Annotated in this window: 22 protein-coding genes; 12 read left to right on the top strand and 10 right to left on the bottom strand. The window is 54.3% G+C overall.

The features are described from left to right. Positions 1-67: 67 nt before the first annotated feature. From ACORNT_RS16310 to ACORNT_RS16300, 3 genes are all read left to right on the top strand, one after another. Complete coding sequence (locus ACORNT_RS16310; RefSeq protein WP_321393300.1) at positions 68-481, top strand: helix-turn-helix transcriptional regulator; 414 nt, start codon at positions 68-70, stop codon at positions 479-481. A gap of 68 nt (positions 482-549) precedes the next feature. Next, positions 550-888 (top strand): DUF952 domain-containing protein, encoded by a 339-nt coding sequence (locus ACORNT_RS16305; RefSeq protein ID WP_321393297.1) that lies wholly within the window; start codon positions 550-552, stop codon positions 886-888. 8 nt (positions 889-896) lie between these two features. Continuing rightward, the gene (locus ACORNT_RS16300; RefSeq protein WP_321393294.1) at positions 897-1991 is read left to right on the top strand and encodes a quinone-dependent dihydroorotate dehydrogenase; all 1095 of its coding nucleotides are present in this window, start codon (positions 897-899) and stop codon (positions 1989-1991) included. Positions 1992-1994: 3 nt separating this feature from the next. On the opposite strand, the gene bfr is transcribed toward ACORNT_RS16300, so the two are convergent. Next, complete coding sequence (gene bfr, locus ACORNT_RS16295; RefSeq protein WP_321393292.1) at positions 1995-2474, bottom strand: bacterioferritin; 480 nt, start codon at positions 2472-2474, stop codon at positions 1995-1997. A gap of 126 nt (positions 2475-2600) precedes the next feature. Then, positions 2601-2786, bottom strand: coding sequence for a hypothetical protein (locus tag ACORNT_RS16290; RefSeq protein WP_321393289.1), 186 nt, complete (start codon positions 2784-2786; stop codon positions 2601-2603). A 158-nt stretch (positions 2787-2944) separates the two neighbouring features. Between ACORNT_RS16290 and arsC the strand changes: the two genes are divergently transcribed. Next, the gene (gene arsC / locus ACORNT_RS16285; RefSeq protein WP_321393287.1) at positions 2945-3295 is read left to right on the top strand and encodes an arsenate reductase (glutaredoxin); all 351 of its coding nucleotides are present in this window, start codon (positions 2945-2947) and stop codon (positions 3293-3295) included. Positions 3296-3309: 14 nt separating this feature from the next. On the opposite strand, the gene ACORNT_RS16280 is transcribed toward arsC, so the two are convergent. Further along, on the bottom strand, positions 3310-4671 hold the full coding sequence (locus tag ACORNT_RS16280; protein WP_321393283.1) for an MATE family efflux transporter: 1362 nt from the start codon (positions 4669-4671) through the stop codon (positions 3310-3312). Between the two features lie 303 nt (positions 4672-4974). Between ACORNT_RS16280 and ACORNT_RS16275 the strand changes: the two genes are divergently transcribed. The 7 genes from ACORNT_RS16275 to ACORNT_RS16245 all read left to right on the top strand — a co-directional run bounded on the left by ACORNT_RS16275 (position 4975) and on the right by ACORNT_RS16245 (position 12292). After that, the gene (locus ACORNT_RS16275; protein WP_321393280.1) at positions 4975-6849 is read left to right on the top strand and encodes a 2-oxoacid:acceptor oxidoreductase subunit alpha; all 1875 of its coding nucleotides are present in this window, start codon (positions 4975-4977) and stop codon (positions 6847-6849) included. Further along, the gene (locus tag ACORNT_RS16270; protein WP_321393277.1) at positions 6846-7862 is read left to right on the top strand and encodes a 2-oxoacid:ferredoxin oxidoreductase subunit beta; all 1017 of its coding nucleotides are present in this window, start codon (positions 6846-6848) and stop codon (positions 7860-7862) included. The genes ACORNT_RS16275 and ACORNT_RS16270 overlap by 4 nt, the downstream gene beginning before the upstream one ends. Before the next feature lie 117 nt (positions 7863-7979). After that, the gene (locus ACORNT_RS16265; RefSeq protein WP_321393274.1) at positions 7980-8579 is read left to right on the top strand and encodes an RNA polymerase sigma factor; all 600 of its coding nucleotides are present in this window, start codon (positions 7980-7982) and stop codon (positions 8577-8579) included. Continuing rightward, positions 8576-8902, top strand: coding sequence for a hypothetical protein (locus ACORNT_RS16260; RefSeq protein WP_321393271.1), 327 nt, complete (start codon positions 8576-8578; stop codon positions 8900-8902). The genes ACORNT_RS16265 and ACORNT_RS16260 overlap by 4 nt, the downstream gene beginning before the upstream one ends. Next, positions 8902-9420 carry a periplasmic heavy metal sensor gene (locus ACORNT_RS16255; RefSeq protein ID WP_321393268.1) on the top strand — a complete coding sequence of 173 codons (519 nt, stop codon included), beginning with the start codon at positions 8902-8904 and terminating at the stop codon, positions 9418-9420. The genes ACORNT_RS16260 and ACORNT_RS16255 overlap by 1 nt, the downstream gene beginning before the upstream one ends. A gap of 94 nt (positions 9421-9514) precedes the next feature. Beyond that, a complete protein-coding gene (locus ACORNT_RS16250) occupies positions 9515-10195 on the top strand; it encodes a putative metalloprotease CJM1_0395 family protein (RefSeq protein ID WP_321393266.1) in 681 nt (226 codons plus the stop codon). 279 nt (positions 10196-10474) lie between these two features. Next, entirely contained in the window at positions 10475-12292 is a 1818-nt protein-coding gene (locus ACORNT_RS16245; RefSeq protein ID WP_321393263.1) for a sensor histidine kinase, read from the top strand. Positions 12293-12394: 102 nt separating this feature from the next. Here ACORNT_RS16245 and ACORNT_RS16240 read toward each other — a convergent pair whose 3' ends face one another. Next, positions 12395-12880, bottom strand: a complete 486-nt coding sequence (locus ACORNT_RS16240) for a hypothetical protein (RefSeq protein WP_321393260.1) — start codon at positions 12878-12880, stop codon at positions 12395-12397. Positions 12881-12982: 102 nt separating this feature from the next. On the opposite strand from ACORNT_RS16240, the gene ACORNT_RS16235 reads away from it, so the two are divergent. Next, a complete protein-coding gene (locus ACORNT_RS16235) occupies positions 12983-13879 on the top strand; it encodes a LysR family transcriptional regulator (RefSeq protein WP_321393257.1) in 897 nt (298 codons plus the stop codon). Between the two features lie 67 nt (positions 13880-13946). On the opposite strand, the gene ACORNT_RS16230 is transcribed toward ACORNT_RS16235, so the two are convergent. The 6 genes from ACORNT_RS16230 to ACORNT_RS16205 all read right to left on the bottom strand — a co-directional run bounded on the left by ACORNT_RS16230 (position 13947) and on the right by ACORNT_RS16205 (position 21657). Beyond that, positions 13947-15368, bottom strand: coding sequence for an NAD(P)(+) transhydrogenase (Re/Si-specific) subunit beta (locus ACORNT_RS16230; RefSeq protein ID WP_321393255.1), 1422 nt, complete (start codon positions 15366-15368; stop codon positions 13947-13949). A gap of 14 nt (positions 15369-15382) precedes the next feature. After that, the gene (locus ACORNT_RS16225) at positions 15383-15724 is read right to left on the bottom strand and encodes an NAD(P) transhydrogenase subunit alpha (protein WP_321393252.1); all 342 of its coding nucleotides are present in this window, start codon (positions 15722-15724) and stop codon (positions 15383-15385) included. Positions 15725-15743: 19 nt separating this feature from the next. Then, positions 15744-16916 carry a Re/Si-specific NAD(P)(+) transhydrogenase subunit alpha gene (locus ACORNT_RS16220; RefSeq protein WP_321393249.1) on the bottom strand — a complete coding sequence of 391 codons (1173 nt, stop codon included), beginning with the start codon at positions 16914-16916 and terminating at the stop codon, positions 15744-15746. Positions 16917-17179: 263 nt separating this feature from the next. Further along, positions 17180-18973, bottom strand: a complete 1794-nt coding sequence (locus ACORNT_RS16215) for a M3 family oligoendopeptidase (RefSeq protein WP_321393246.1) — start codon at positions 18971-18973, stop codon at positions 17180-17182. Positions 18974-18976: 3 nt separating this feature from the next. After that, positions 18977-19564 (bottom strand): class GN sortase, encoded by a 588-nt coding sequence (locus ACORNT_RS16210; RefSeq protein ID WP_321393243.1) that lies wholly within the window; start codon positions 19562-19564, stop codon positions 18977-18979. After that, a complete protein-coding gene (locus ACORNT_RS16205) occupies positions 19561-21657 on the bottom strand; it encodes a marine proteobacterial sortase target protein (RefSeq protein ID WP_321393239.1) in 2097 nt (698 codons plus the stop codon). The genes ACORNT_RS16210 and ACORNT_RS16205 overlap by 4 nt, the downstream gene beginning before the upstream one ends. Between the last annotated feature and the right edge of the window lie 210 nt (positions 21658-21867).

The raw sequence follows: 21867 nt of genomic DNA, 5'->3' as shown, positions 1-21867 counted from the left end.
TAAAAAATAACGTGCTATGCGTGGGGTCGGACCTAGTTTTGAGTAACATTTGATTTGGAAAAAAAATATGAATAAACCTGTTCCTAATCCTGTAGATGTACATGTAGGTTCACGTGTAAGACTTCGCAGAACACTTCTTGGAATGAGTCAGGAAAAACTTGGCAAGGCGCTTGGTCTGACATTTCAGCAAATCCAGAAATATGAACGTGGCGCGAACCGGATCGGCTCCAGCCGCCTGTTCCAGCTTTCCCAGATTCTGGATGTCCCCGTTTCATTCTTCTTTGACGATATGTCTGCGGAAGTTGCTTCCGGGCAGGGATCAAAGGACAAGGACGCCCAGACATTTGAAGTTGATCAGATGTCACGTCGGGAAACTCTTGAACTGGTACGTGCGTACTACAAGATCTCCGATCCTGCAGTACGCAAGAAAGCATTCGAACTGGTCAAGGCCCTGGGTAACTCGGCTCTGGCAACCGAATAAAGCTTTTCGTTGCGGGTGTAACTTCAGGGATATAGACTGTGCCGGAATTTGTCCGGATATCACATGTTATGCGTTTGTTATTTAAAATTATATCCCGCGCCGACTGGCAGCGTTTGAAGGACGACGGCTGCTTTGCCGGTGCAGCTGTCGACGTGCGGGACGGTTATATTCATCTTTCCGCGCACAATCAGGTAGCCGGCACCCTTGAAAAGCATTTCAAAGGCAAAGAAGGTCTGGTCCTGGTTGGCTTTGATCCGGACAAGCTTGATTCGTCGAAGCTCAAATGGGAGATTTCACGAGACAATGAAAAATTTCCCCATTATTATGCCAACCTGCCCCTGGGGGCCGTCAGTCAGGTCCATGATCTGACCCTGAATGAAAATAATACACATATCATCCCGCTTTGAGGCTCTAAATGGATCTTTTTTCTCTGGCAAAACCCTTGTTGTTTGCCTTTTCGCCGGAGACCGCCCATGGTCTCGCGCTACACTTGCTTAAAGCGGGGCTCGTCCCGTCCTCCCATGAAACGGATGATGTGGCCCTGCGGGTAAAGCTCTGGGGACTTGATTTCCCCAATCCGGTGGGGCTTGCAGCGGGATTTGATAAAAACGCGGAAGCGGCTGACGCCATGTTGGCCCAGGGCTTCGGCTTTGTGGAAACCGGGACGGTAACGCCGCGTCCTCAGCCGGGAAATGAAAAACCACGTATTTTCCGCCTTTCCGAAGATCAGGCTGTTATCAATCGCCTAGGCTTCAACAATAAGGGCCTCAATGCCTATGCGGCGCGCCTGGCCCGGCGCAGGGGACTGGAAAAACCGGGTATCGTCGGGGCGAATATCGGCGCCAACAAGGATAGCGAGGACCCGATCCAGGACTATGTCACGGGCCTTGATCGTCTGTTGTCCTATGCCGATTATTTCACAGTCAATATCTCGTCCCCCAATACACCCGGTCTGCGGAAATTGCAGGGACGGGAGGCGCTGGATGAACTTCTCGGCCGTCTGATGGCAACCCGGGAAGCGGCCATGAACCGGCTGAGCGTGATCCCGCCGTTGCTGGTCAAGATCGCCCCTGACCTGGACGAAGGCGAAAGACAGGACATCGCGGAAATCGTCCTGAAACACAAGATGGACGGCCTCATCGTCAGTAATACAACTGTCGGGTTGAGGGACAGTCTGAAATCTGCACATCGGGACGAGGGCGGCGGCCTCAGCGGTCAGCCCCTGTTTGAGTTTTCGACGGGTGTACTGGCGGATATCTATCAGCTGACGGGCGGCAAAATCCCGCTCATTGGCGTCGGGGGTATCGGCAGTGGCCGGCAGGCTTATGAGAAAATCAGGGCAGGAGCCTCGCTTGTGCAGCTATATTCGGCACTGGTCTATCAAGGCCCCGGACTTGTCAGGAAGATCAAGAAAGAACTGCTGGAATGTCTGTATGAAGACGGCTATTCGGAAATATCACAAGCGGTCGGGGCAGCCCACAAGCAGGTGCAGGCTGCTGCAAAACCATAAAGATCAGTCGTCGCCGTTTTTCATCATGGACTGCAGGTAGTTCTGTTCGCCGACCTTGTCCATCAGGCTGAGGTTGGTTTCCAGCCAGTCCACATGCTCTTCTTCGGACTCCAGAATATCTTCCAGAAGTTCCCTGGTAATGTAATCCTTGACCGATTCACAATAGGGGATAGCTTCCCTGAGATCCTTCAAGGCATCCATTTCAAGGGCCAGGTCGCCTTCAAAAATCTCGCGAACATTTTCACCTATCCGCAGGTTGTTGAGGCTCTGCAGGTTCGGAAGGCCCTCGAGGAACAGGATTCGCTTGGTCAGTTCGTCCGCATGTTTCATCTCATCAATGGATTCCTCATATTCATGCTCTTCCAGGGACTTAAGGCCCCAGTCGCCCAGCATACGGCTGTGAAGGAAATATTGATTGATGGCGGTCAGTTCGTTTTTGAGGATCTTGTTGAGATATTCGATGACCTTTTTATCGCCCTGCATGATCTTTGCTCCTGATTTTATCGCTGAAAATCAGTATATAACGACGCGGGTTTTCAGTCAACGTGTTGATATTATTTGATTTTTTTATCGTGATAATGAATGACGTTATAAGGGGGAGGGATATGGTCAGGCAACCTGACAGGTCCTTGTTTCCTCTTCAAGAACGTCCTGCGCCCGGCACAGGCACTGGCCGCACTTGGGCTCCACGCCCATGCTTTCATAGAGGTCGGAGACGTGAATATCCGGTGTGCAGTTCCTTGCGGCCTGCCGAACGGTGGATTCTTTCAGAGCATTACAGATGCAGATATACATTTCGATTCTCCAAAGCGGTCCTTGAAATATCATGTAAATGAGAATTATTGTCAACTAAAATAATAATCACTCTTAATAGCTTCATCGTTGACATAGATCAGCCGGGGTGGATTTTTATTTTCTATCAGCTATATAAGGTAGAACAGCAGGAGGAAAAAATGACAGTAACAATTTATCATAATCCCCGGTGCAGCAAATCCCGCCAGACCCTGGCGTTGCTTGAAGAAAAGGGAATCGCACCCGAGGTGGTGGAATATCTCAATAATGTGCCCACAACGGAACAGCTTGCGGATATTCTGAAAATGCTGGGCATGTCTTCAGCTCGCGACCTGATGCGGAAAAAGGAAGCCGAGTATAAGGAAAACGGTCTCGATGATGAAAGCCTGAGCGAAGATCAGCTGCTCAAGGCGATGACCAGGCATCCGAAACTGATAGAACGCCCCATTGTTCTGAATAACGGTAAGGCCGCCATCGGCAGACCGCCGGAATCAGTGCTGGAAATTCTCTAGTTTTTAGCGTCAGCCTATCTGGACAAGTCGCCCGTTGTGGCGGCTTTTTCAATTTCAGGATAGTGCCGGGCGAGGGTGAGGGCCCGCATGATCAGGAAAGCGGCATAGCTGAACCACAGGCCGTGGTTTTCCCACAGGGGCAATGTGACCCACAGGCACAGGGCATAAAAGCCGACCGACAGGACCATGCCGTTCCGCATGTAAGATCCGGCGGTGGCGCCAATAAATACGCCGTCAAACAAAAAGCTCCAGATCGACAGCAGGGGCAGCACAATCAGCCAGATCAGATAATGCCCGGCCTCGAGCCGGATGGCGTCGATGTCCGTCAGCAGGGAAATAATATTCTGTCCCACTATAGCATAGAATAGGGTATAGGCCAGCGCAGCATAAAGCGCGAACTTGCCGGAAACCAGGGCGGCGCGGCGCAGGGCGCCGGGGTCTTTGCGACCGGTTTCCCGTCCGACCAGGATTTCCGCCGCCTGGGCAAAGCCGTCAAGGCCGTAAGATGTCAGCATCTGCAGGTTCATCAGAATGGCATTGGCGGCAAGAACGGCGCTGCCGTATCGGGAGCCGAGGATGGTAAAGCTGGCCATGGCGCCCATCAGGCACAGGGTGCGGATGAAGATATCAAGATTGAGCTTGAAAAGTCTGGTAATTCCGTCGCTTTTAAACACCTCCGAGAGGGCCGCCCTGTTAAAGAGGGATGTCTTGAAATGACGCCGGTAGTGTCGATAGATAAGCGTGAAAGACAGAATCGCTGCAGAAAATTCAGCCAGTACCGTGCCCAGGCCGACACCGTCCACATCCATGCCTTGCACATACACCAGATAAAAATTCAGGCCGATGTTGGTCACATTCATAAAGACCTGAACGATCAGGGCATCTGTGGCTCGATGCATACCCAGAAGCCAGCCAACAGCGACGAAGTTGAACAGGGCGAAAGGGGCGCCGTAAATGCGCAGGTTGAAATAGCCGTCAGCCAGACGCTCGACATGGGCCTCCGCTGAGGTCAGTTGGAATGACAGGGCAGTAATCAGGGGACTGGCAAGGATCAGCAGGCTTCCGATCACAAGAGAGAGAAAGGTCGCGCGAATTAAAACGACACTGCTGTCACCGGCATCATCCCGTCCGTAAGCCTGGGCGGCAAAACCGGTCGTCGCCATACGCAGGAAATTAAAGCCGTTATAGAGGATGCCGAATATCATCGTACCCAGGGCCAGGGCCGCCAGATATTCGGGGCCTTCCAGATGACCCATGATAAAGCTGTCTGCCAGTCCCAGCAGGGGGATGGACAGGTTGGCCAGGATGGACGGCACGGCGATCGCCCACATCTCTCTCGTCAGTGACCGGGGTCGGGCTGCGGTTTGGTTTGTCATGCCGGCATCTTAGATAAAAATGCGGGGAATGAAACAGATAAATTGATCCGGGTGCCGGGCGGATGGTGTTCTGGGAAAGGTGCGGTAAAGGGGCTTTGGGATAGAATAAACACAAAAAAAATGTATATTAAAATATTTTACATTAAATCTTGAAAAAATTGTTTTCGTGCTTTAATGAGCAATATGAAGAAAAATCCCGGCGTGGTATGATGTCAGTTATATTGCTTTCCGGACCGTTTGCCCATATATCAGGGAGCTATTGACTATTCCCTGATCGGGAGACTGAAGAATAAGGACTTAAAGATGGACGGGCAAGCTACTGCTGCTGTTGGGGGCAATACCCTTGAAGAAATGGAATCCGTAGTCGTTCGGTTTGCAGGCGATTCCGGGGATGGAATGCAGTTGACGGGGACACAGTTTTCGGTGGCAACGGCCCTCGAGGGCAGCGATCTTTCCACATTCCCTGATTTTCCGGCAGAAATCCGCGCCCCCGTCGGCACCACTTTCGGGGTCTCGGCCTTCCAGATCAATTTCGGATCCGTGGAGGTTTCCACTGCCGGTGATGCGCCGGATGTACTCGTGGCCATGAACCCGGCTGCCCTGAAAGTCAATATCGCCGGACTGAAACAGGGTGGACTGATCCTGGTGGACGAGTCCGCTTTTAGTGCCAAAAACCTCAGCAAGGCCGGCTATGACGGCAATCCGCTGGAGGATGGTTCCCTGGCGGCCTACCGGGTTGAGAAAATAGACATCAGCAAGATGACCCTGGAGGCGGTGAAGGAATTCGGCCTCGGCAACAAGGATGCGCTGCGTTGTAAAAATATGTGGACGCTGGGCCTTGTGCTGTGGATGTTCGGGCGTAAACGCCAGCCCATCATTGACTGGCTGACTGAAAAATTTGCCAAAAAACCGGAACTGGCCGAAGCTAATATCGCGGCCATCAATGCCGGTCATGCCTATGGCGAGACCATCGAAATCTCCGGCAATATCCGTCAGTATCATGTCGGCAAATACCAGGAAGAACCCGGCGAATATCGCACGGTAAACGGCAACCAGGCCCTGTCCTGGGGGTTGCTGGCCGGATCACAGCTTGCCGATCTGAAACTTGTGCTGGGATCCTATCCCATTACGCCGGCGTCGCCGCTGCTGCATACCCTGTCCGGGCTCAAGGATTTTGGCGTCGTGACATTCCAGGCGGAAGATGAGATCGCCGCGGTTTGTGGCGCCATCGGAGCATCCTTTGCCGGCGGTCTGGGTGTGACTTCCAGTTCGGGTCCGGGCATCGCCCTGAAAACCGAGGCCATCGGCCTGGCCATCAGCACCGAGCTGCCGCTGGTGATCGTGGATATTCAGCGGGCGGGTCCGTCAACCGGCCTGCCGACCAAAACAGAACAGTCGGACCTGTTCCAGGCTGTATGGGGCCGCAACGGTGATGCGCCGCTTGTGGTGCTGGCCACATCAAGCTCGGCCGACTGTTTCGAGGTCGGTGTCGAGGCCGTGCGCCTGGCGACAAAATATATGACTCCGGTGATGGTGCTGTCTGATGGCTATATCGCCAACGCGTCGGAGCCCTGGAAAATACCGGATGTGGATAAACTCGAGCCGTTCCCGGTGAAATTCCATACGGAAAAAGAGGGTTTCCATCCGTTCCTGCGCGATCCGGAAACACTGGCCCGTGTCTGGGCCAAACCGGGCACCGAGGGGCTGATGCACCGCATCGGCGGGATCGAAAAGAGCTATGACAGCGGTCATATCTCCTATGATCCGGAAAACCATCAGAAAATGACTGACACCCGGCGCCTGAAGATCGCCGGCATTGCCAATGACGTTGCCGAACAGGAAGTTACCACCGGTGAAAAAGGCGGTAAACTGGCTGTGGTCGGCTGGGGGTCAACCCGGGGCGCCATTCACCAGGCTGTCAGGAAAGCCCGGTCGGAAGGATATGATGTGTCGCATATTCATATCCGCAATATCTGGCCGCTGCCGCGCAACCTGGATGACCTGTTGAAATCCTATGACAATGTGATTGTGGCTGAAATAAATGTAGGCCAGTTGAATACACTGCTGAGAAGTCAGTATCTGCTGGAGACCACACTGTTGTCCAAGGTAACAGGCCAGCCGTTCAAGATTGCCGAAATTGAAGAGGCCATTCATACCAGCCTGGGAGTGAAAAAATGACGGAACAGGTAAAACTTACTGCCAAGGATTTCGCCACCGATCAGGAAGTGCGCTGGTGTCCTGGTTGCGGCGACTATGCCATTCTGAAAGGTGTTCAGTCGGCTCTGGCAAATATCGGCGCCACACCGCACAATACAGTGTTTGTCTCGGGAATCGGCTGTTCCTCACGCTTTCCCTATTACATGGAAACCTATGGTTTTCATACCATTCACGGGCGCGCGCCGGCCTTTGCCACCGGCGTCAAGCTGACCAATCCCGATCTTGATGTCTGGCTGGTCACCGGCGACGGCGATGGTCTCAGCATCGGCGGTAACCACACCATGCATGTGATCCGGCGTAACCTGGATGTGCAGATCCTGCTGTTTAACAACGAAATATACGGTCTGACCAAGGGACAATATTCTCCGACTTCCAAAGTCGGGACACATACTCCGTCAACTCCGTATGGATCGGTGGATTCTCCGCTGGTGCCCTGCCATTTTGCGCTTGGTGCGGGGGCCCGTTTCATCGCCCGTGGCATCGATACGGATCTGAAGAGCCTGCCCGGTATTCTGGCCCGGGCGAAGGAGCACAAAGGCGCCTCCTTTGTCGAGCTCTACCAGAATTGTATCGTTTATAACGACAAGACGTTCGATCATTTTACCGACAAGAAGGTCGCGGCCGACCGTCAGCTGCATGCCGTTCATGGCGAAAAGCTGATCTTCGGCAAGGAAAAAAACAAAGGTGTGATCCTGAATACCAAAACCTTCGCTCTTGAGGTGGTGACCATCGGGGAAAACGGGATCACCGAAGACGATATCTTGGTGCATGACGAAACCAATCTTAATCTGGCACGTATGCTGGTTGATCTGCATGGTCCCGATGTGCCGGTGGTTGTCGGGGTGATCTACTGCAATCCGGCCGAAAGTTATGAAACAGCCGTTCATAACCAGGTAAATGCCGCCATGGCGGCAAATCCGAAGCCTTCCCTCAATGCGTTGCTGCGCAAGGGGCGCACCTGGATGGTTGAATAGGATACTTGTTCCTTATGTAACGAAAAACGCCGGTCTTTGCCGGCGTTTTTTTGTATGTGAAGGTTTTTCCGCTGACGGACGTATTATCTTCTGACGTCCGGAGTGGTATAAGACCCTATGGTCACACAGAATGAACATGCACGGCAGGCGCCGGAAATAAAGGATGAGGACCTGATCTTAAGGATCGGTGACGGTGACCGTACGGCCTATGGCATGCTGATGGACCGGCATCTGAGGATGAACCTGGCTTTTGCCACGCGGCTGCTCGGCAACAGTCACGAAGCGGAAGATGTGATGCAGGAGGCCTTTGTCCGGGTCTGGAAACATGCGGTGAACTGGGATCCGGGCCGCAACACAAAGTTTACCACCTGGTTTTACCGGGTTGTGATGAACCTCTGTCTGGATGTAAAACGCAAACGCAAACCGGCTGTGAACCTGGATGAGGCTGCAGACGTGCAAAGCGACGAAAACGGGGCGGATGGTGTGCTGGAGGAAAAACAGCGCGCTGCCAGGGTGGCAGAAGCGCTCCGCCAGCTGCCGGAACGACAAAAAGCGGCTGTGGTGCTTTGTTATCTGCAGGGAAAGTCGAACAGGGAGGCAGCAGAGATCATGGATGTTTCTGTCAACGCCCTGGAAGCGCTATTGGTCAGAGGGCGAAAGAAACTGGCGGAGATTTTATCGAGGGATAAAAATCAGCTCCTCGAGGAGACAGGATGATGGACGAAAAAAAACTGAATGACGAACTGGCCCTTTACGGTCGATACAGCACACCGGAGCCGTCACGGGAACTGATGGACAGGCTTCTGTCGGCGCCGCACCAGGTGGAGCAGGCACCGGTATCGCTTTTCCGGGCCATTCGGGAAATGGAGTTCTGGCGATATGTCATGCCGCGTCTGGCTGGGCTGGCGTTCGCCTGTGCCGCAGGAATATATCTGGGGTTGCCGGTGGATAACGCCGGTGATGAGGCGGCGTATGACCTGGCGGTAAATGACTATCTGGTATTAAGTAACGAGATTTTCGAGCAGGAGGACAACAGCTGATGAGAAAGATATTGAGCAACAAATGGGTTCATATCCTTCTGTTTGTGTCCATTATCGTGAATGTTTTTATGGCCGGATTTATCGTCGCCCGGGAACGTTTCGATCGGCCGGACCGACGTGGATTTGAAAAATCCGGCCTGGCGTTTCTGGCGAGAAGTCTGCCGAGGGAGCAACGACGGGAAATTTTCGAGAATATCCGTGACCAGCGTGAGGAGTTTCAGGAAGTAAGGCAGCAGCTTGCGCAGATCAACAGCGAGGTGTTGGAGCTGCTCGGGGTAGATGAAATCGACCGGGAAAAGCTGGAGGATCTTCTGCGCCGGGAAAGAGAATTGCATCTGCAGGGGATCAGCCGCTTCCAGGAGGGGCTGATACAGGGGATCATAAATCTTCCCCTTGAAAAAAGGCGGCATCTGCTTGAAGAAGCCCGCCGCCGTCTCTCGGAAAGAGGTCATGACAGGCCGCACTGGGGCAGAGGGCCGCATTCGGATGATATGCCGCCACCGCCGCCAGGGGGTTAAGGTGCTGATTTTGATGGATTTAAAGTGTGTTAATTATTTGTAGACCATTTCGTGCTAACATTGGCCTCAGTCAGAAAATATATACAGGTATTCTATGATCGGCGCAGTTTCATCGGTTCACACGGGAGCTTATCCGGCCCTGCCAGTCAGTGCAGCGCCTCGTCCTGCCCCGCCTTCGGAACCTGTGGAAGCTTCCCAGGGGCCTTCCAGGCCGGCTGGCGCGCCTTCTGTAGAAACCCATCGCCAACCTGCCCCCTCCGACAGCAAATCAGCGGTTGAAAGCCAGGCGCTGAGCGAAGAGGAGCAGGCCAGGGTTGATGAGTTGAAATCTGTCGACCGGGAAATCAGGGCCCATGAGCAGGCGCACAAGAGCGCCGGTGGCCAATATGCAGGCTCCGCATCCTTTGAATATCAAAAAGGACCTGACGGCAAACGCTACGCAGTAGGTGGAGAAGTGCCCATTGATGCCGCTCCGGTCGAAGGGGATCCGGCAGCAACCATTGAAAAAATGGATCAGATTATCTCGGCTGCCCTGGCGCCGGCTGAACCCTCTGCCCAGGACCGGAAGGTAGCGGCCCAGGCGCGCGCCGCCAAAAACAAGGCGCAGGCAGAACTCAATGCCGGTCAGGCCGAGCAGGGGACCAGCAACGGCGGACCTGCCAAGTCGGGCGCGGAGCCGGGTACGTCTCAAGTCAATCCGGGTATTTCCGCCTATCAGACAGCTGGCAATCTTGCCGTTCCGGCGAGTGTTCCGGAAATCTCCTTCGCCATATAATCAGCTTTGCCTTTCATCGAACCGGCAGTTGCCTGTATTTTGCTGGAATTGACGTTTTTTTGACGTTGGCAGCTCCTTTATTAACCTGTTGTTATCAAATCATCGATATATAATTACATTCTAAAGTAGAATATCTCCTCAGTTTACAGGGAATAGTGTGCCGATTCAGGTTCTGGGAATTTGCCGAAAACTTGGGGTCCAGTTTGGAATGTGAGTATGGACGTCCAAAAACCATCAAAGGGAATAGAAAACTTATTCCGGCGATTAAAGGTCAGGACCGTGTTTTTCATCCTGATGCTGATGATGGCGGTAATGTTCCTGTTTACCCATTTCTATTCCATCCGCAATTATTCTGATTTTATCGCCATCCGGTCGACGGAAACGACCGAATATCTTTTGCGTGTGATGATTCAGGATCGCCTGCATGAAAACAGGGAACGTAAGCTGGCAAAATTTGTCGATTTTCTGACGGCAAGCGGTCTGCTCGAGGTACCGAAAAATAAAACGATCGGCCGGGAGGAAGTGGACAAATTGCTGGCGGAACGCATGTCGATGTTTACAGATGACGCGCAGCACCACAATCTTGCGACACTACGCTTTTACAACAGGCAAAATGAAGTGGTCGGGGCCTGGGATCTTAATGAGTTCGTGGCGGGAGAAGTAGAGACCGGTGACATGCCGCACATTGTCGCCAGGCTTGACCCTGATGTCGCACTCGACTTTCACGGCAGGTCGGCGAAGGGGGTGCCCTATCATTTTTATCACAAACCGCTGGGAGATGACCTGAGGATGATCACGGTGACAACACCTCTCATCTCGGTGGCCGGGATGTCAAAAATCATCAAGGGGGATATTCACGTCCTGAACGATCAGGGACAGACCATATATCAGGATCTCTATTACAGCGATGCCGAGAGGAAGAGCCTGTCCGACTATATTTCTCCGCATGATATGTATCTCGATATTTCGGGGGAAGCACACACTGACCAGCTTCACCTGAGAGTGTTCGTGGACAATAAAATAGTTGAGCTGCAGGAAAACAACATCCGTTCCTATAGCATCCTGCTTGCTATCCTGGGGGCGATTTTCATCTGGATCATCGGCAACTATATTCTTCGTGTCGGCGTGGTTGACAGGATCAGGTCTGTTGCCGTTGCCCTGAATATGATTGTCCGGGGGAACACAAATGTGGAGATCCCGCCGGCAAGCGATGATTCACTTGGCAAGCTGACGCAAAGCCTGCGGCGGGTCGTGGAGTATCAGATTGAAAGAAACCAGCTTCTGGAAGAACTTGCCAGGGCAAAAAGAACGGCGGAATCAGCGAACCGGGCCAAATCGGAATTTCTGGCCAATATGAGCCATGAACTACGTACGCCGCTGAATGCCATCATTGGCTTTTCCGAAATCCTGACCAGTGATTTTATCGGGATTAATAAAGAAGAAAAACTCAAGGAATATGCGGGCGATATTCGCGATAGCGGCCATCATCTGTTGAACATTATCAACGACATTCTAGATCTGGCAAAGGTCGAGGCAGGTCATATGGAGCTTGCGGAACATAATGTTGACCTGACAGAGGCGGCCGAGCATTCGCTCAAGCTGATCACCAGCCAGGCCCGGAAGAAGAATATCAGTGTTCACCAGCATATTCCGTCCTCTATACCGCTGCTCCGGGCTGACGACAGGATGATAACCCAGATACTGATCAATCTGCTGTCCAATGCGGTGAAATTTACACCGGGCGGCGGAGAAGTGGTTGTGGCCGCCCGGCTGAGGAAAAACGGAGACTGTGTCCTGTCTGTTTCTGACAATGGCATCGGGATCGAAAAGCACAAGATTGCAGAAGTCCTGAAACCTTTCCAGCAGGTCGATAACAGCTATGCCAAGGAACATCAGGGGACAGGGCTTGGCTTGTCACTGGTCCGGGCCTTTGCCGAGCTGCACCAGGGGCGGCTGGAAATCGAAAGCGAATGGGGTATGGGAACGACTGTCAGCGTTATCTTCCCGGCGTACCGTGTTGTTCAGGAAAAGCAGGCTTCGATGTTCAGGCAGAGCATGCTGACGGAGGAGACAAACGGGTCTGCAATCCGGCCCTGAAAAAGAAAAACCCGGGCGCCTTTTGTTCGGAGGTGCCGGGTTTTAGTCTGTGGGTGAGGGAGGGAGGCCTTTTGGGAGGTTCCCTCAGGATTGATAGGGGGATTACATATTGTCCGCAGACTGAATGTGGTTTGCCAGGACGATCTTGTTTTCACCACTCATTTCAAGCGCGCGGGAAAGGATTTTGTGGGCATTTTCCTTGCGGTCAAGAGCAGTCAGGGCAACACCCTTGTTATTGAGCGCCTTCCAGTTCTTGTCATCATAACCCAGTGACTTGTCACAACTTTCCAGGGCGTCATCATAGTTTTCGTTCAGCGCCTGCACGGCACAGATATCCGAATAAACCCGGCTGCGCATGGTGCCGTCCATTGGTTTTTTGGACGCTTTTTTCAGGTACTTGAGGGCCTTTTCATACTTGCCGGCCGCGATATTTTTTTCCGCCAGCTGATTCAGTTCGCCTTTTCCGCCATGCAGAAGCAGTGAGTCTGTTGTAAGGTTGCCTGCCATTGCCGGGCTTAAGGTTGCCAGTGAGAGGGCGCCGGCAAGGGCAATGCTGCTGATAAGTGTTTTTGTATTACGTGTGGTCATTGCAAAATCTCCTGTGGTTTCCTCAAAACTAATAACAAACATATTGAATAGCAATTGCCAATATAGTAATAATGCCTATTCAAAAATGAATGGACAATGTTTATGGACTGGAATGCTCTCAAGATATTCAAGGTGATTGCCGAGTGCGGCAGTCTGTCAGCTGCCTCCCGCCGCCTGAACGTCAGTCAGCCGACCCTGAGCCGCAAGCTGGTGTCGCTGGAGGAAAGCCTCGACAGCCAGCTGTTTCAGCGCCTGCCCAAGGGGCTCGTGCTGACCGAGGCCGGGGAGAAAATCATCTCCCTGGTGATGGAGATGGAGGAAAAGGCGCTGAGCGTGGAAAAGGCCGTGACCGGACAGAACAAGCGGCTGGAAGGCACCGTAAGGCTGACCACAACGGAATATATAGGCACCTACTGGATTCCTGAAGTCATGAATGAATTTCGGGGTCAGTTTCCCGGTATCTCCGTTGATCTGAATATTGATATGGCGCCCCGCGACCTGTTGCGCCGGGAAGCCGACATTGCGGTGCGGCTGGGTTATCCCAGGCAACCTGACCTGATTGCCCGGAAATTGGGAATCCTGCCAAATTACATGGCCGCCAGTCCCGCCTATATTGAAAAATATGGCAAGCCGGAAAGACTGGCGGACATCAAGGACCATTATGGCATCGGACTTGAAGAGGCACTCATGCATCATCCTGATGTTTGGAAAATCTTCAAACTGTTTGAACCTATCAATCTGGCCTTCACCAGCAACAGCATGCTGGCCAACTATGAGGCCGTCAGCCGGGGGCTGGGCATCGGTTTCTTTTCCGGGCTGGCGGCAGAAAAATATCCGGATCTTGTTCAGCTTGAGCTTGAGGATGTGGATCCGCTGATCCTGGATGTGTGGCTGGTCACCCATGCGGATATCCAGCATAACGCCCGCATCCGGGCGCTGTATGACTTTCTGGGCGACAGGATGGCGGCAAAACTGAAAGATACCGGCAGGAGCACATAAAAAACCCGGCACGGCGGACCGTTCCGGGTTTCATTGTTTCAATAGAAGCCGTTACAGCGCCCCGAACCTATAGCGCCTTGACGATATCCTCGACCATTTTCTTGGCGTCGGCGAACAGCATCATGGTGTTGTCGCGGAAGAACAACTCGTTCTGTACCCCGGCGTAACCCGCCGCCATGCCGCGCTTGACAAACAGCACCGTCCCGGCATTTTCCACGTCCAGCACCGGCATGCCATAGATCGGGCTCGACTTGTCGGTCTTGGCGGCCGGATTGGTCACGTCGTTGGCGCCGATGACAAAGGCCACGTCGGTCTGGCTGAACTGGCTGTTGATATCCTCCAGTTCAAAAACCTCGTCATAGGACACGTCGGCTTCCGCCAGCAGGACATTCATATGGCCGGGCATACGTCCCGCCACCGGATGAATGGCGTAACTGACCTTGACGCCTTCTTCTTTCAGAAGATCACCCATTTCCTTGAGCGCATGCTGGGCCTTGGCCACGGCCATACCGTATCCGGGCACGATGATGACGGAGCCTGCATTCTTCATGATAAAGGCCGCATCCTCGGCAGAGCCCTGCTTGACCGGACGTTCCTCGGTGCCGGCTACGCCGCCGGCGGAAGAATCCTCGCCGCCGAAGCCGCCCAGGATCACACTGATGAAGGACCGGTTCATGGCCGTACACATGATATAGCTGAGGATCGCGCCTGAGGAGCCGACCAGGGCGCCGGTAACGATCAGGGCGTTATTGCCCAGGGTAAAGCCGATGCCGGCCGCGGCCCAGCCGGAATAGCTGTTGAGCATGCTGACCACCACCGGCATGTCGGCGCCGCCGATCGGGATGATGATCAGGAAACCGATGACGAAGCTGGCGGCCATGATGTACCACATCAGGTGACCACCGCCGGAGGCTGCGCCGTCACTCATGGCAAAGGCGACGATCAGGCTGATAATACCGAGCGCCAGCAGGCCGTTGACCAGGTGGCGACCCGGCAGCAGGATCGGCTTGCCGGACATGTTGCCGTTAAGCTTGGCAAAGGCAATGACGGAGCCGGAGAAGGTGATGGCGCCGATGGCGGCGCCGAGCGCCATTTCTATGCGGCTTGCCACATAGATATTGCCCAGGGCATCGGTGATGCCGAAGGCCCGCGGTTCGGCAAAGGCAGCCCCTGCCACCATCACCGCCGCCAGACCCACGAGGCTGTGAAAGGCAGCCACAAGCTGCGGCATGTCGGTCATGGCGATACGCCGGGCAGTAACAAGCCCGATGCCGCCGCCGATCACCAGAGCAATGATGATCCAGGTATAGCTGACAATTTCCGGGTTCAGCACCGTGGTAATAACGGCGATGGCCATACCCAGCATGCCGAAGTTGTTACCCCGGCGGCTGGTTTCCGGCGAACTGAGGCCGCGCAGTGACATGATAAAGAGAACGCCGGCCACCAGATAGGCGAGGGCGGTCAGGTCCGCGATCATTTGTTCAGACATTTACAGACCCTCCCTTAGGCTTTTTTATCGCCGCCGGCGGCGGGTTTCGGTTTTTTCTTGTACATGGCCAGCATGCGGTGAGTGACGGCGAAACCGCCGAAGATATTCACCGCAGCGAGTCCGATGGCGATCACGCCGAGGACCTTGGCCAGGCTCATGCCTTCCGGCCCGCCGGCGATCAGGGCGCCGACAATAATGACAGAGGAAATGGCGTTGGTCACCGCCATCAGCGGCGTATGCAGGGCCGGGGTCACGCTCCAGACCACATAATAACCGACAAAGATAGCCAGGACGAACAGGGAAAGCTGTGACAGGAATGGACTTGCGTGCGCCGTTCCTGTGGCTATATCAGCCATTTGCTGAAGTTTTTCCATCTCATTTCCCTCCATTTGAATCTTTGGCTGACGTGAAGTTGGGATGAATGATTGAACCGTCCCGGGTCAGCAGAATGCCGCTCACGGTTTCATCCTCATAGTTTATGTTCAGTGTCTTGCTCTCGCCATCCACATGGGGGGTGATGAAGTTGAGCAGGTTCTTGGCGTAGAGGGCGCTGGCATCGGTAGCGAGGCGGCCCGGTACATTGTAGTGACCGATGATTTTGACACCCTTGTGTTCGACGATTTCGCCGGGTTTGCTGAGCGTCACATTGCCGCCCTGTTCCACAGCCAGGTCGACAATCACGCTGCCCGGTTTCATGCTTTCCACCATCTCGTCGGTGACCAGCACCGGCGCGGGGCGGCCCGGGATCAGGGCCGTGGTGATGACCATATCCTGCTTGGTGATGGTTTCGGCAATCAGCCTGGCCTGTTTGGCTTTATACTCGTCGCTCATTTCCTTGGCGTAACCGCCGGCGGTTTCGGCTTCTTTGGCTTCCTCATCGTCAACCATGACGAATTTGCCGCCCAGGCTTTCCACCTGTTCCTTGGCGGCAAGGCGCACGTCTGTAGCGGAAACGATGGCGCCCAGGCGCTTGGCGGTGGCGATGGCCTGAAGACCGGCGACACCTGCGCCCATGACCAGCACCTTGGCCGGGGCAACTGTGCCGGCGGCGGTCATCATCATGGGGAAGGCGCGGCCATACTCGTAAGCGCCGTCAATGACGGCCCGGTAGCCGGCCAGATTGGACTGGGACGACAGGATGTCCATGCTCTGGGCCCGGGTGATGCGCGGCATCAGCTCCATGGCATAGGCCTCGATATTGCCCTTGGCATAAATATCCAGCATACCGGTATCCGTGTAGGGGGAAAGGCTGGCAACCAGTTTCACGCCACTACCGATCAGGGCGATTTCGTCAATATCCCCCTCGGCCGCATGCAACGGACGCTGGACCTTGAAGATCACATTCGCATCCTTATAGGTGCTGGCGGCGTCCGGCGTAATGCTGGCGCCTGCTGCTTCAAAGTCTGCGTCCGGAATACTGCTCTGTACTCCGGCACCGGTTTCCACCGACACGTCAAACCCAAGCTGGATCAGTTTTTTTACCGTGTCGGGGGTTGCAGCAACACGTTTTTCGTGCGCCCGCCTTTCTTTTGGAACTGCTAATTTCATACCGACTTTTTCCCGTTAGTTTAATTCTTATTGATTTTTATTTTATCATTGTGTTCAGGCAAGTAACAAACCTACACGAAAATGTTCCCGCATTTGAAACATACCATGGAACAGACCCGGTCATCATAGATCAGATCCTATCATGATAAACGCACGAAAGTCACAGGTGCCCTACCCATGGGATAGTAGACAAAATATAATATTGTGCAACGCAAATAAAAAGGATATTCGTGTGCAATACTAACGGTTTACAGTGAAACCTTTCACTCTAATTGATCGATATATCCGGCGATCATATCAAGGCCGGTATTCCAGAATGCGGGATCCGACGCATCCAGTCCAAACGGTTTGAGAAGGTCCCTGTGATGCAGGCTGCCGCCAGCGGCCAGCATATCGAGATATTTCTCCTCAAACCCTTCCGGCTGTTTCAGATAGGTGGCATAGAGCGAGTTGACCAGGCAATCGCCGAAGGCATAGGCATAGACGTAGAAGGGTGAATGGATGAAATGGGGGATATAGCACCAGAAATGGCGGTATTTCTCATCAAAGATAAAGGCGTCGCCCAGGCTTTCCTTCTGCACGGCCATCCAGATTTCGCTCAGGTCTTCGGCGCTTAGCTCGCTGTCCTTGCGGGCGTTGTGAACCCGTACCTCGAAATCATAGAAGGCGATTTGTCGGACCACCGTATTGAGCATGTCTTCCACCTTGCCGGCGATCAGGAGCTTCTTGCGCTGTTCATCCTTTTCCTGGTCCAGAATGGACTGGAAGGTCAGCATTTCCCCGAACACACTGGCGGTTTCGGCAAGGGTCAGCGGGGTGGAGGCCAGCAGTTCTCCCTGTCCCGCCGCCAGCACCTGATGCACGCCGTGGCCGAGTTCATGGGCCAGGGTCATCACATCCCGGCTTTTGCCCATATAATTGAGCAGCAGGTAAGGATGGGCGTCGGTGACGGTCGGATGGGCAAAGGCGCCGGGTGACTTGCCCGGCCGGACCGGCGCATCAATCCAGTTGTTGTCAAAAAAATTCTGGCCGATGTCCGCCAGTTTGGGCGAAAAGCGCCGGTAGGCGGAAAGCACGGTAGTGGTGGCGTCATCCCACTGGAAAAGCTTTTCGTCGGTTTTCGGCAGGGGGGCGTTGCGGTCCCACCAGTTCATTTTTTCCACTCCGAACCATTTGGCTTTCAGTTTGTAGTAGCGGTGGGACAGTTTCGGATAGGCGGCCTTGACTGCCGTGACCAGCGCATCCACAACTTCCTGTTCGACCCGGTTGGACAGATGCCGCGATGTGGTGGGGTTTTCGTAAGCACGCCAGCGGTCCTCGATTTCCTTGTCCTTGGCCAGGGTGTTGGTAACCAGAGTGAACAGGCGGATATTCTTGTCAAAGGTTTCATCCAGCGCCTCGGCCGCGGCCTTCCGCCTGTCACCATCACTGTCGCTCAGCAGGTCGAGGCATTCTTCGGTGCCGAGCTCCCGGGTCTCGCCGCTTTTGGGATCCTTGTAATTAAATTTCAGACCGGCCATGGTTTCGTCAAACAGCCGGTTCCAGGCGGCCCGTCCGGCCACCGACTTTTCATGCAGCAGTTCCTCCAGCTTGTCCTCAAGCTGATAGGGACGGTAGAGACGCACGCCGTCAAACCAGGAGCCGTAGCGTTTCAGTTCCGCCGACTGGTCCAGCCAGCCGTCAATCACCCGGTCTTCGAGCTTGTTGAGTTCGAGGGTGAAAAACAGCACCTTGCTGACGATACTATTCAGTTTTTCGTGCGCAGTCTGGTAAAACTGGGCGATCTTGCCGTCGGTCATATCCCCGGCATAAAGCAGGCCGGCATAGCTGTAGATGCGGCCCATCTTTGTTTCCATAGCCTCGTAGGTTCTGAGCGCCGCCAGCATTTCATCAGCCGAAAGACCTGCCAGTTTGCCTTTATATTTTCCGGCAAACTCCCCGGCCTGTCCCTTCAGGGCCTCGAAGTCATTTTCCAGTTCCTTACAGTTCAGGGACGGATAAAGGTCGGTAAGGTCCCATCTGGGAAGTTTGGAAATGTCGAGGTCCAGTTTGGTCATAGATCAGATATCCTTTTGGAGATGCGTTTCTTCCTTCATATAGGCACTTACCATATAACGCCAAGGGGTGTTTGGCTGCAACGTATCAAAAGGATAACAGGTAATCAGGCTGAGCCTGTCCACATCGAGGTCAAGGCCAAGCTTTTTTGTCCCGGCATCAAAGATGGTGATGTCGTCGATGATATAGGTGATCCAAAGTCCGCTTGGCCGCTGAACGAGGATTTCATCGCCGATGGAAAGATATTGCAGGTCCCGGAACTGGCTGTTGCGATGGGCGCTGACGTAACTGTGGCCGGGATAGCCGGGCAGGGCGCTGGTGCTCAGGTGGCCCGGGCCAAAGGCCATGGTGCGCCCGCTGGCTCCGGCAAGGATGATATGGCTCCGGTTCAGGGTGGGAAAACTCAGCCGCGCCACCGGCCAGGTATCCGCCCAGCTCCAGGGTCTAACCTCCCGGCCTCCCGACAGGGTGTCCTGCCAGGAGCTTGCCAGAAGATACTGGGCCAGCCTGGCCTTGGCCTTCATATAAAGTCCGTCGGACAATATACTCAGGCCAAGGATCAGGCATAGCCCGGCAACAAGCCGCCCCGTCATGCGATCCGGCGCCGGAACAGGAGGGCAATAGCGGCGCCCAGGCACAGGATCAGGCCGAGAGCCAGTTTCAGGTCCTCATCCGTCGCCGTCTGCGGGGCGCTGGCCACCATCATGTCCGCGGCGGGAGGCGCGACCGTCGGCTGCGGCGCCATCAGGGCCTTTGCCTTCTTCTCACCAAGCACCTTGTCATGGGACCAGCCCTTGGGCATATGCTGTGGCACGGTTTTCTGATCCAGTGTTTCTTCGGGCGGACGCGCAGGCGTTTTATCCACAGCGACCAGGCTGGTGTATTTACTGACCATATGATGGGCAAGGGCGAGGGAGGTCATCTCTGCCTTCAGTTTTTCCCGGTCGCCGCCTTCGCGCATTTTGTCTGTCAGGCCTGCGATTTTCTGGCGCGCCCAGACCTGGGCGACCCCTTTGTCCTCGCGGGCGGTATCCAGGGGCAGACTGCTTTTCCACAGGGCATTGTTCAGCCGTCCTTCTATCCGGAGTGTGCCTCCGGCCAGCGGGCTTTTTGCCTTGATGATCAGGGGCTCGTTGAGATACAGGTCCGGCTGTCGCTCAGGCCACATTTCAACTTCCGTTTCCTCCGGCCACAGAATGCGGATATTGGTCATCACCGGGGCGGACAGCTTGGCGAATAGTTTCTGCATCTTGCCGGAGACTTCCTCTGTCGACCCGATATGGGTGAAGGTGCCCCGCCCGAATTCGGCCGCCTTGCGCATGAAGAAGCTGTTGGGAGCGGAACCGATGCCGACGGTGAACAGACGCCCGTCACCGAGCCGGTCATTGATCAGGCTGAAAAGCTGCTCTTCATTGCCGATGGCCCCGTCAGTCAGGAAGATAACCTGGCGCAGGCGGTTTTGATCGCCGGGTGTATTGAGGGCCAGTTGCAGGGCCGGCGCCATTTCCGTGCCTCCGTCCGACTGCAGGCCATTGACGAAATAAAGCGCTTGTTCAACAGTGGACGGCGTGACGGGACGGCTCTGTGGAAACAGGGGCGTGGTGATGCTGTTGAATTCAATAACATTGAAGCTGTCTGACGGGTTCAGGCCGCGGATGGCCAGAGCCAGGGCGGCCTTTGCCTGGGCCAGGCTCTGGCCGTGCATGGAGCCGGAGGTATCGATGATGAAGATGCTTTCCTTGGGCAGGCGTGTGCTTTCTCCATAGGAACTGGCCGACGGCATCAGCATCATCAGGTAATAATTGTCGTCGCCTGTTGTTTCCCTGAACAGGGCGGCTTTGGGTTCCTGACCCAGTTTTGGGGACCAGTTGAAAACAAAATCACGGTTGGCGATTTCGTCATCATTGGCCAGAGTGATGCGCCAGCGCCCGGCGGAAATCTCGCTCGGGGCAATGTCATGGGAGGGACTGGTCAGGCTGGAAAGTTCCATGCCGGCGTTCAGGTCGATGTCAATGCTGACCGGGTTTTTGCGGGTGCTGCCCGGCCCGATGACATCAGAGGTGATGATTTCATTATCTGGATCCTCCAGGGTCCATCCGTCTTCACTGTTGCCGGTGATCTGTTCTGAAATGATGCGCTGTGGCGTGTATCTCGGACCCACGACCAGCGGGAAGCGCAGGCTGAATTCACCTTTGTTATAGGAGAGGGTCTGCTGATACTGGATGGTGACGGAAATTTCCTCACCGGGCCCGATGTTGGCAAGTTTTGTGGTGAAGACGTTGGGACGGTTCTGGTTTACCAGCGACGCCTTTTTTCCCGCTTTTTTGGCGGCGAGATAAATCTTTTGGGCTTTCTGTTTTTCACGGATTTCTCCCTCGACCACCCGCTCGCCGATGATCATCTTCAGATGATCGACAGCGGCATTCTCCGGCAGCGGAAACATGTAACTGGCTTCCTGCCAGCGGCTGGTGGTATTTTTGAAAGTCTGGGTGACGGTCACCCGGGCGATCAGGCCGGAGATATCCATTTTGACGTCTGTATCCAGCAGGGGTGCCGGGGTTGTTTCCGCTTCTTCACTGGCCGGTTTGAATGTCAGGATGCCGCTTGTCAGGGGGGCATGGGGTTCAGCCAGCAGAGGGGCTGGCAGGAGCAGGCAGAGGAATAGTGCAAGGCTGTATCTGGTCATGATGAAACTTTCCCACATCTTGTGTTGTTGATTTGATAGGCGTGTTCATCCAACCGTCCTGAAAATAAGTATCCTTTTCAAAAATGGCATTCTTTCGGCGGCAATAAGGTAAATTCCAGACCATTTTGCGACAGATTGCGAGATTTGGACAAGGTCACCGCAAAAGGGGAACCAAATGGTTTTTGCCCTTAAATTGGCAAAATTTATCCC

The organism is Emcibacter sp. (assembly GCF_963675455.1).
In the GTDB taxonomy this organism is placed as follows: domain Bacteria; phylum Pseudomonadota; class Alphaproteobacteria; order Sphingomonadales; family Emcibacteraceae; genus Emcibacter.
The sequence above is the reverse complement of the archived record's forward strand: the minus strand, read 5'-3'. Positions and strand labels throughout refer to the sequence as shown.

Bases quoted from the DNA above. Each gene is read 5' to 3' on its own strand.
- ACORNT_RS16215 (WP_321393246.1), bottom strand. From the start codon at position 18,973: ATGACCAAACTGGACCTCGACATTTCCAAACTTCCCAGATGGGACCTT.
- arsC (WP_321393287.1), top strand. From the start codon at position 2,945: ATGACAGTAACAATTTATCATAATCCCCGGTGCAGCAAATCCCGCCAG.
- ACORNT_RS16250 (WP_321393266.1), top strand. From the start codon at position 9,515: ATGATCGGCGCAGTTTCATCGGTTCACACGGGAGCTTATCCGGCCCTG.
- bfr (WP_321393292.1), bottom strand. From the start codon at position 2,474: ATGCAGGGCGATAAAAAGGTCATCGAATATCTCAACAAGATCCTCAAA.
- ACORNT_RS16205 (WP_321393239.1), bottom strand. From the start codon at position 21,657: ATGACCAGATACAGCCTTGCACTATTCCTCTGCCTGCTCCTGCCAGCC.
- ACORNT_RS16270 (WP_321393277.1), top strand. From the start codon at position 6,846: ATGACGGAACAGGTAAAACTTACTGCCAAGGATTTCGCCACCGATCAG.
- ACORNT_RS16210 (WP_321393243.1), bottom strand. From the start codon at position 19,564: ATGACGGGGCGGCTTGTTGCCGGGCTATGCCTGATCCTTGGCCTGAGT.
- ACORNT_RS16225 (WP_321393252.1), bottom strand. From the start codon at position 15,724: ATGGCTGATATAGCCACAGGAACGGCGCACGCAAGTCCATTCCTGTCA.
- ACORNT_RS16310 (WP_321393300.1), top strand. From the start codon at position 68: ATGAATAAACCTGTTCCTAATCCTGTAGATGTACATGTAGGTTCACGT.
- ACORNT_RS16275 (WP_321393280.1), top strand. From the start codon at position 4,975: ATGGACGGGCAAGCTACTGCTGCTGTTGGGGGCAATACCCTTGAAGAA.
- ACORNT_RS16260 (WP_321393271.1), top strand. From the start codon at position 8,576: ATGATGGACGAAAAAAAACTGAATGACGAACTGGCCCTTTACGGTCGA.
- ACORNT_RS16230 (WP_321393255.1), bottom strand. From the start codon at position 15,368: ATGTCTGAACAAATGATCGCGGACCTGACCGCCCTCGCCTATCTGGTG.
- ACORNT_RS16220 (WP_321393249.1), bottom strand. From the start codon at position 16,916: ATGAAATTAGCAGTTCCAAAAGAAAGGCGGGCGCACGAAAAACGTGTT.
- ACORNT_RS16265 (WP_321393274.1), top strand. From the start codon at position 7,980: ATGGTCACACAGAATGAACATGCACGGCAGGCGCCGGAAATAAAGGAT.
- ACORNT_RS16290 (WP_321393289.1), bottom strand. From the start codon at position 2,786: ATGTATATCTGCATCTGTAATGCTCTGAAAGAATCCACCGTTCGGCAG.
- ACORNT_RS16280 (WP_321393283.1), bottom strand. From the start codon at position 4,671: ATGACAAACCAAACCGCAGCCCGACCCCGGTCACTGACGAGAGAGATG.
- ACORNT_RS16235 (WP_321393257.1), top strand. From the start codon at position 12,983: ATGGACTGGAATGCTCTCAAGATATTCAAGGTGATTGCCGAGTGCGGC.
- ACORNT_RS16305 (WP_321393297.1), top strand. From the start codon at position 550: ATGCGTTTGTTATTTAAAATTATATCCCGCGCCGACTGGCAGCGTTTG.
- ACORNT_RS16255 (WP_321393268.1), top strand. From the start codon at position 8,902: ATGAGAAAGATATTGAGCAACAAATGGGTTCATATCCTTCTGTTTGTG.
- ACORNT_RS16300 (WP_321393294.1), top strand. From the start codon at position 897: ATGGATCTTTTTTCTCTGGCAAAACCCTTGTTGTTTGCCTTTTCGCCG.
- ACORNT_RS16240 (WP_321393260.1), bottom strand. From the start codon at position 12,880: ATGACCACACGTAATACAAAAACACTTATCAGCAGCATTGCCCTTGCC.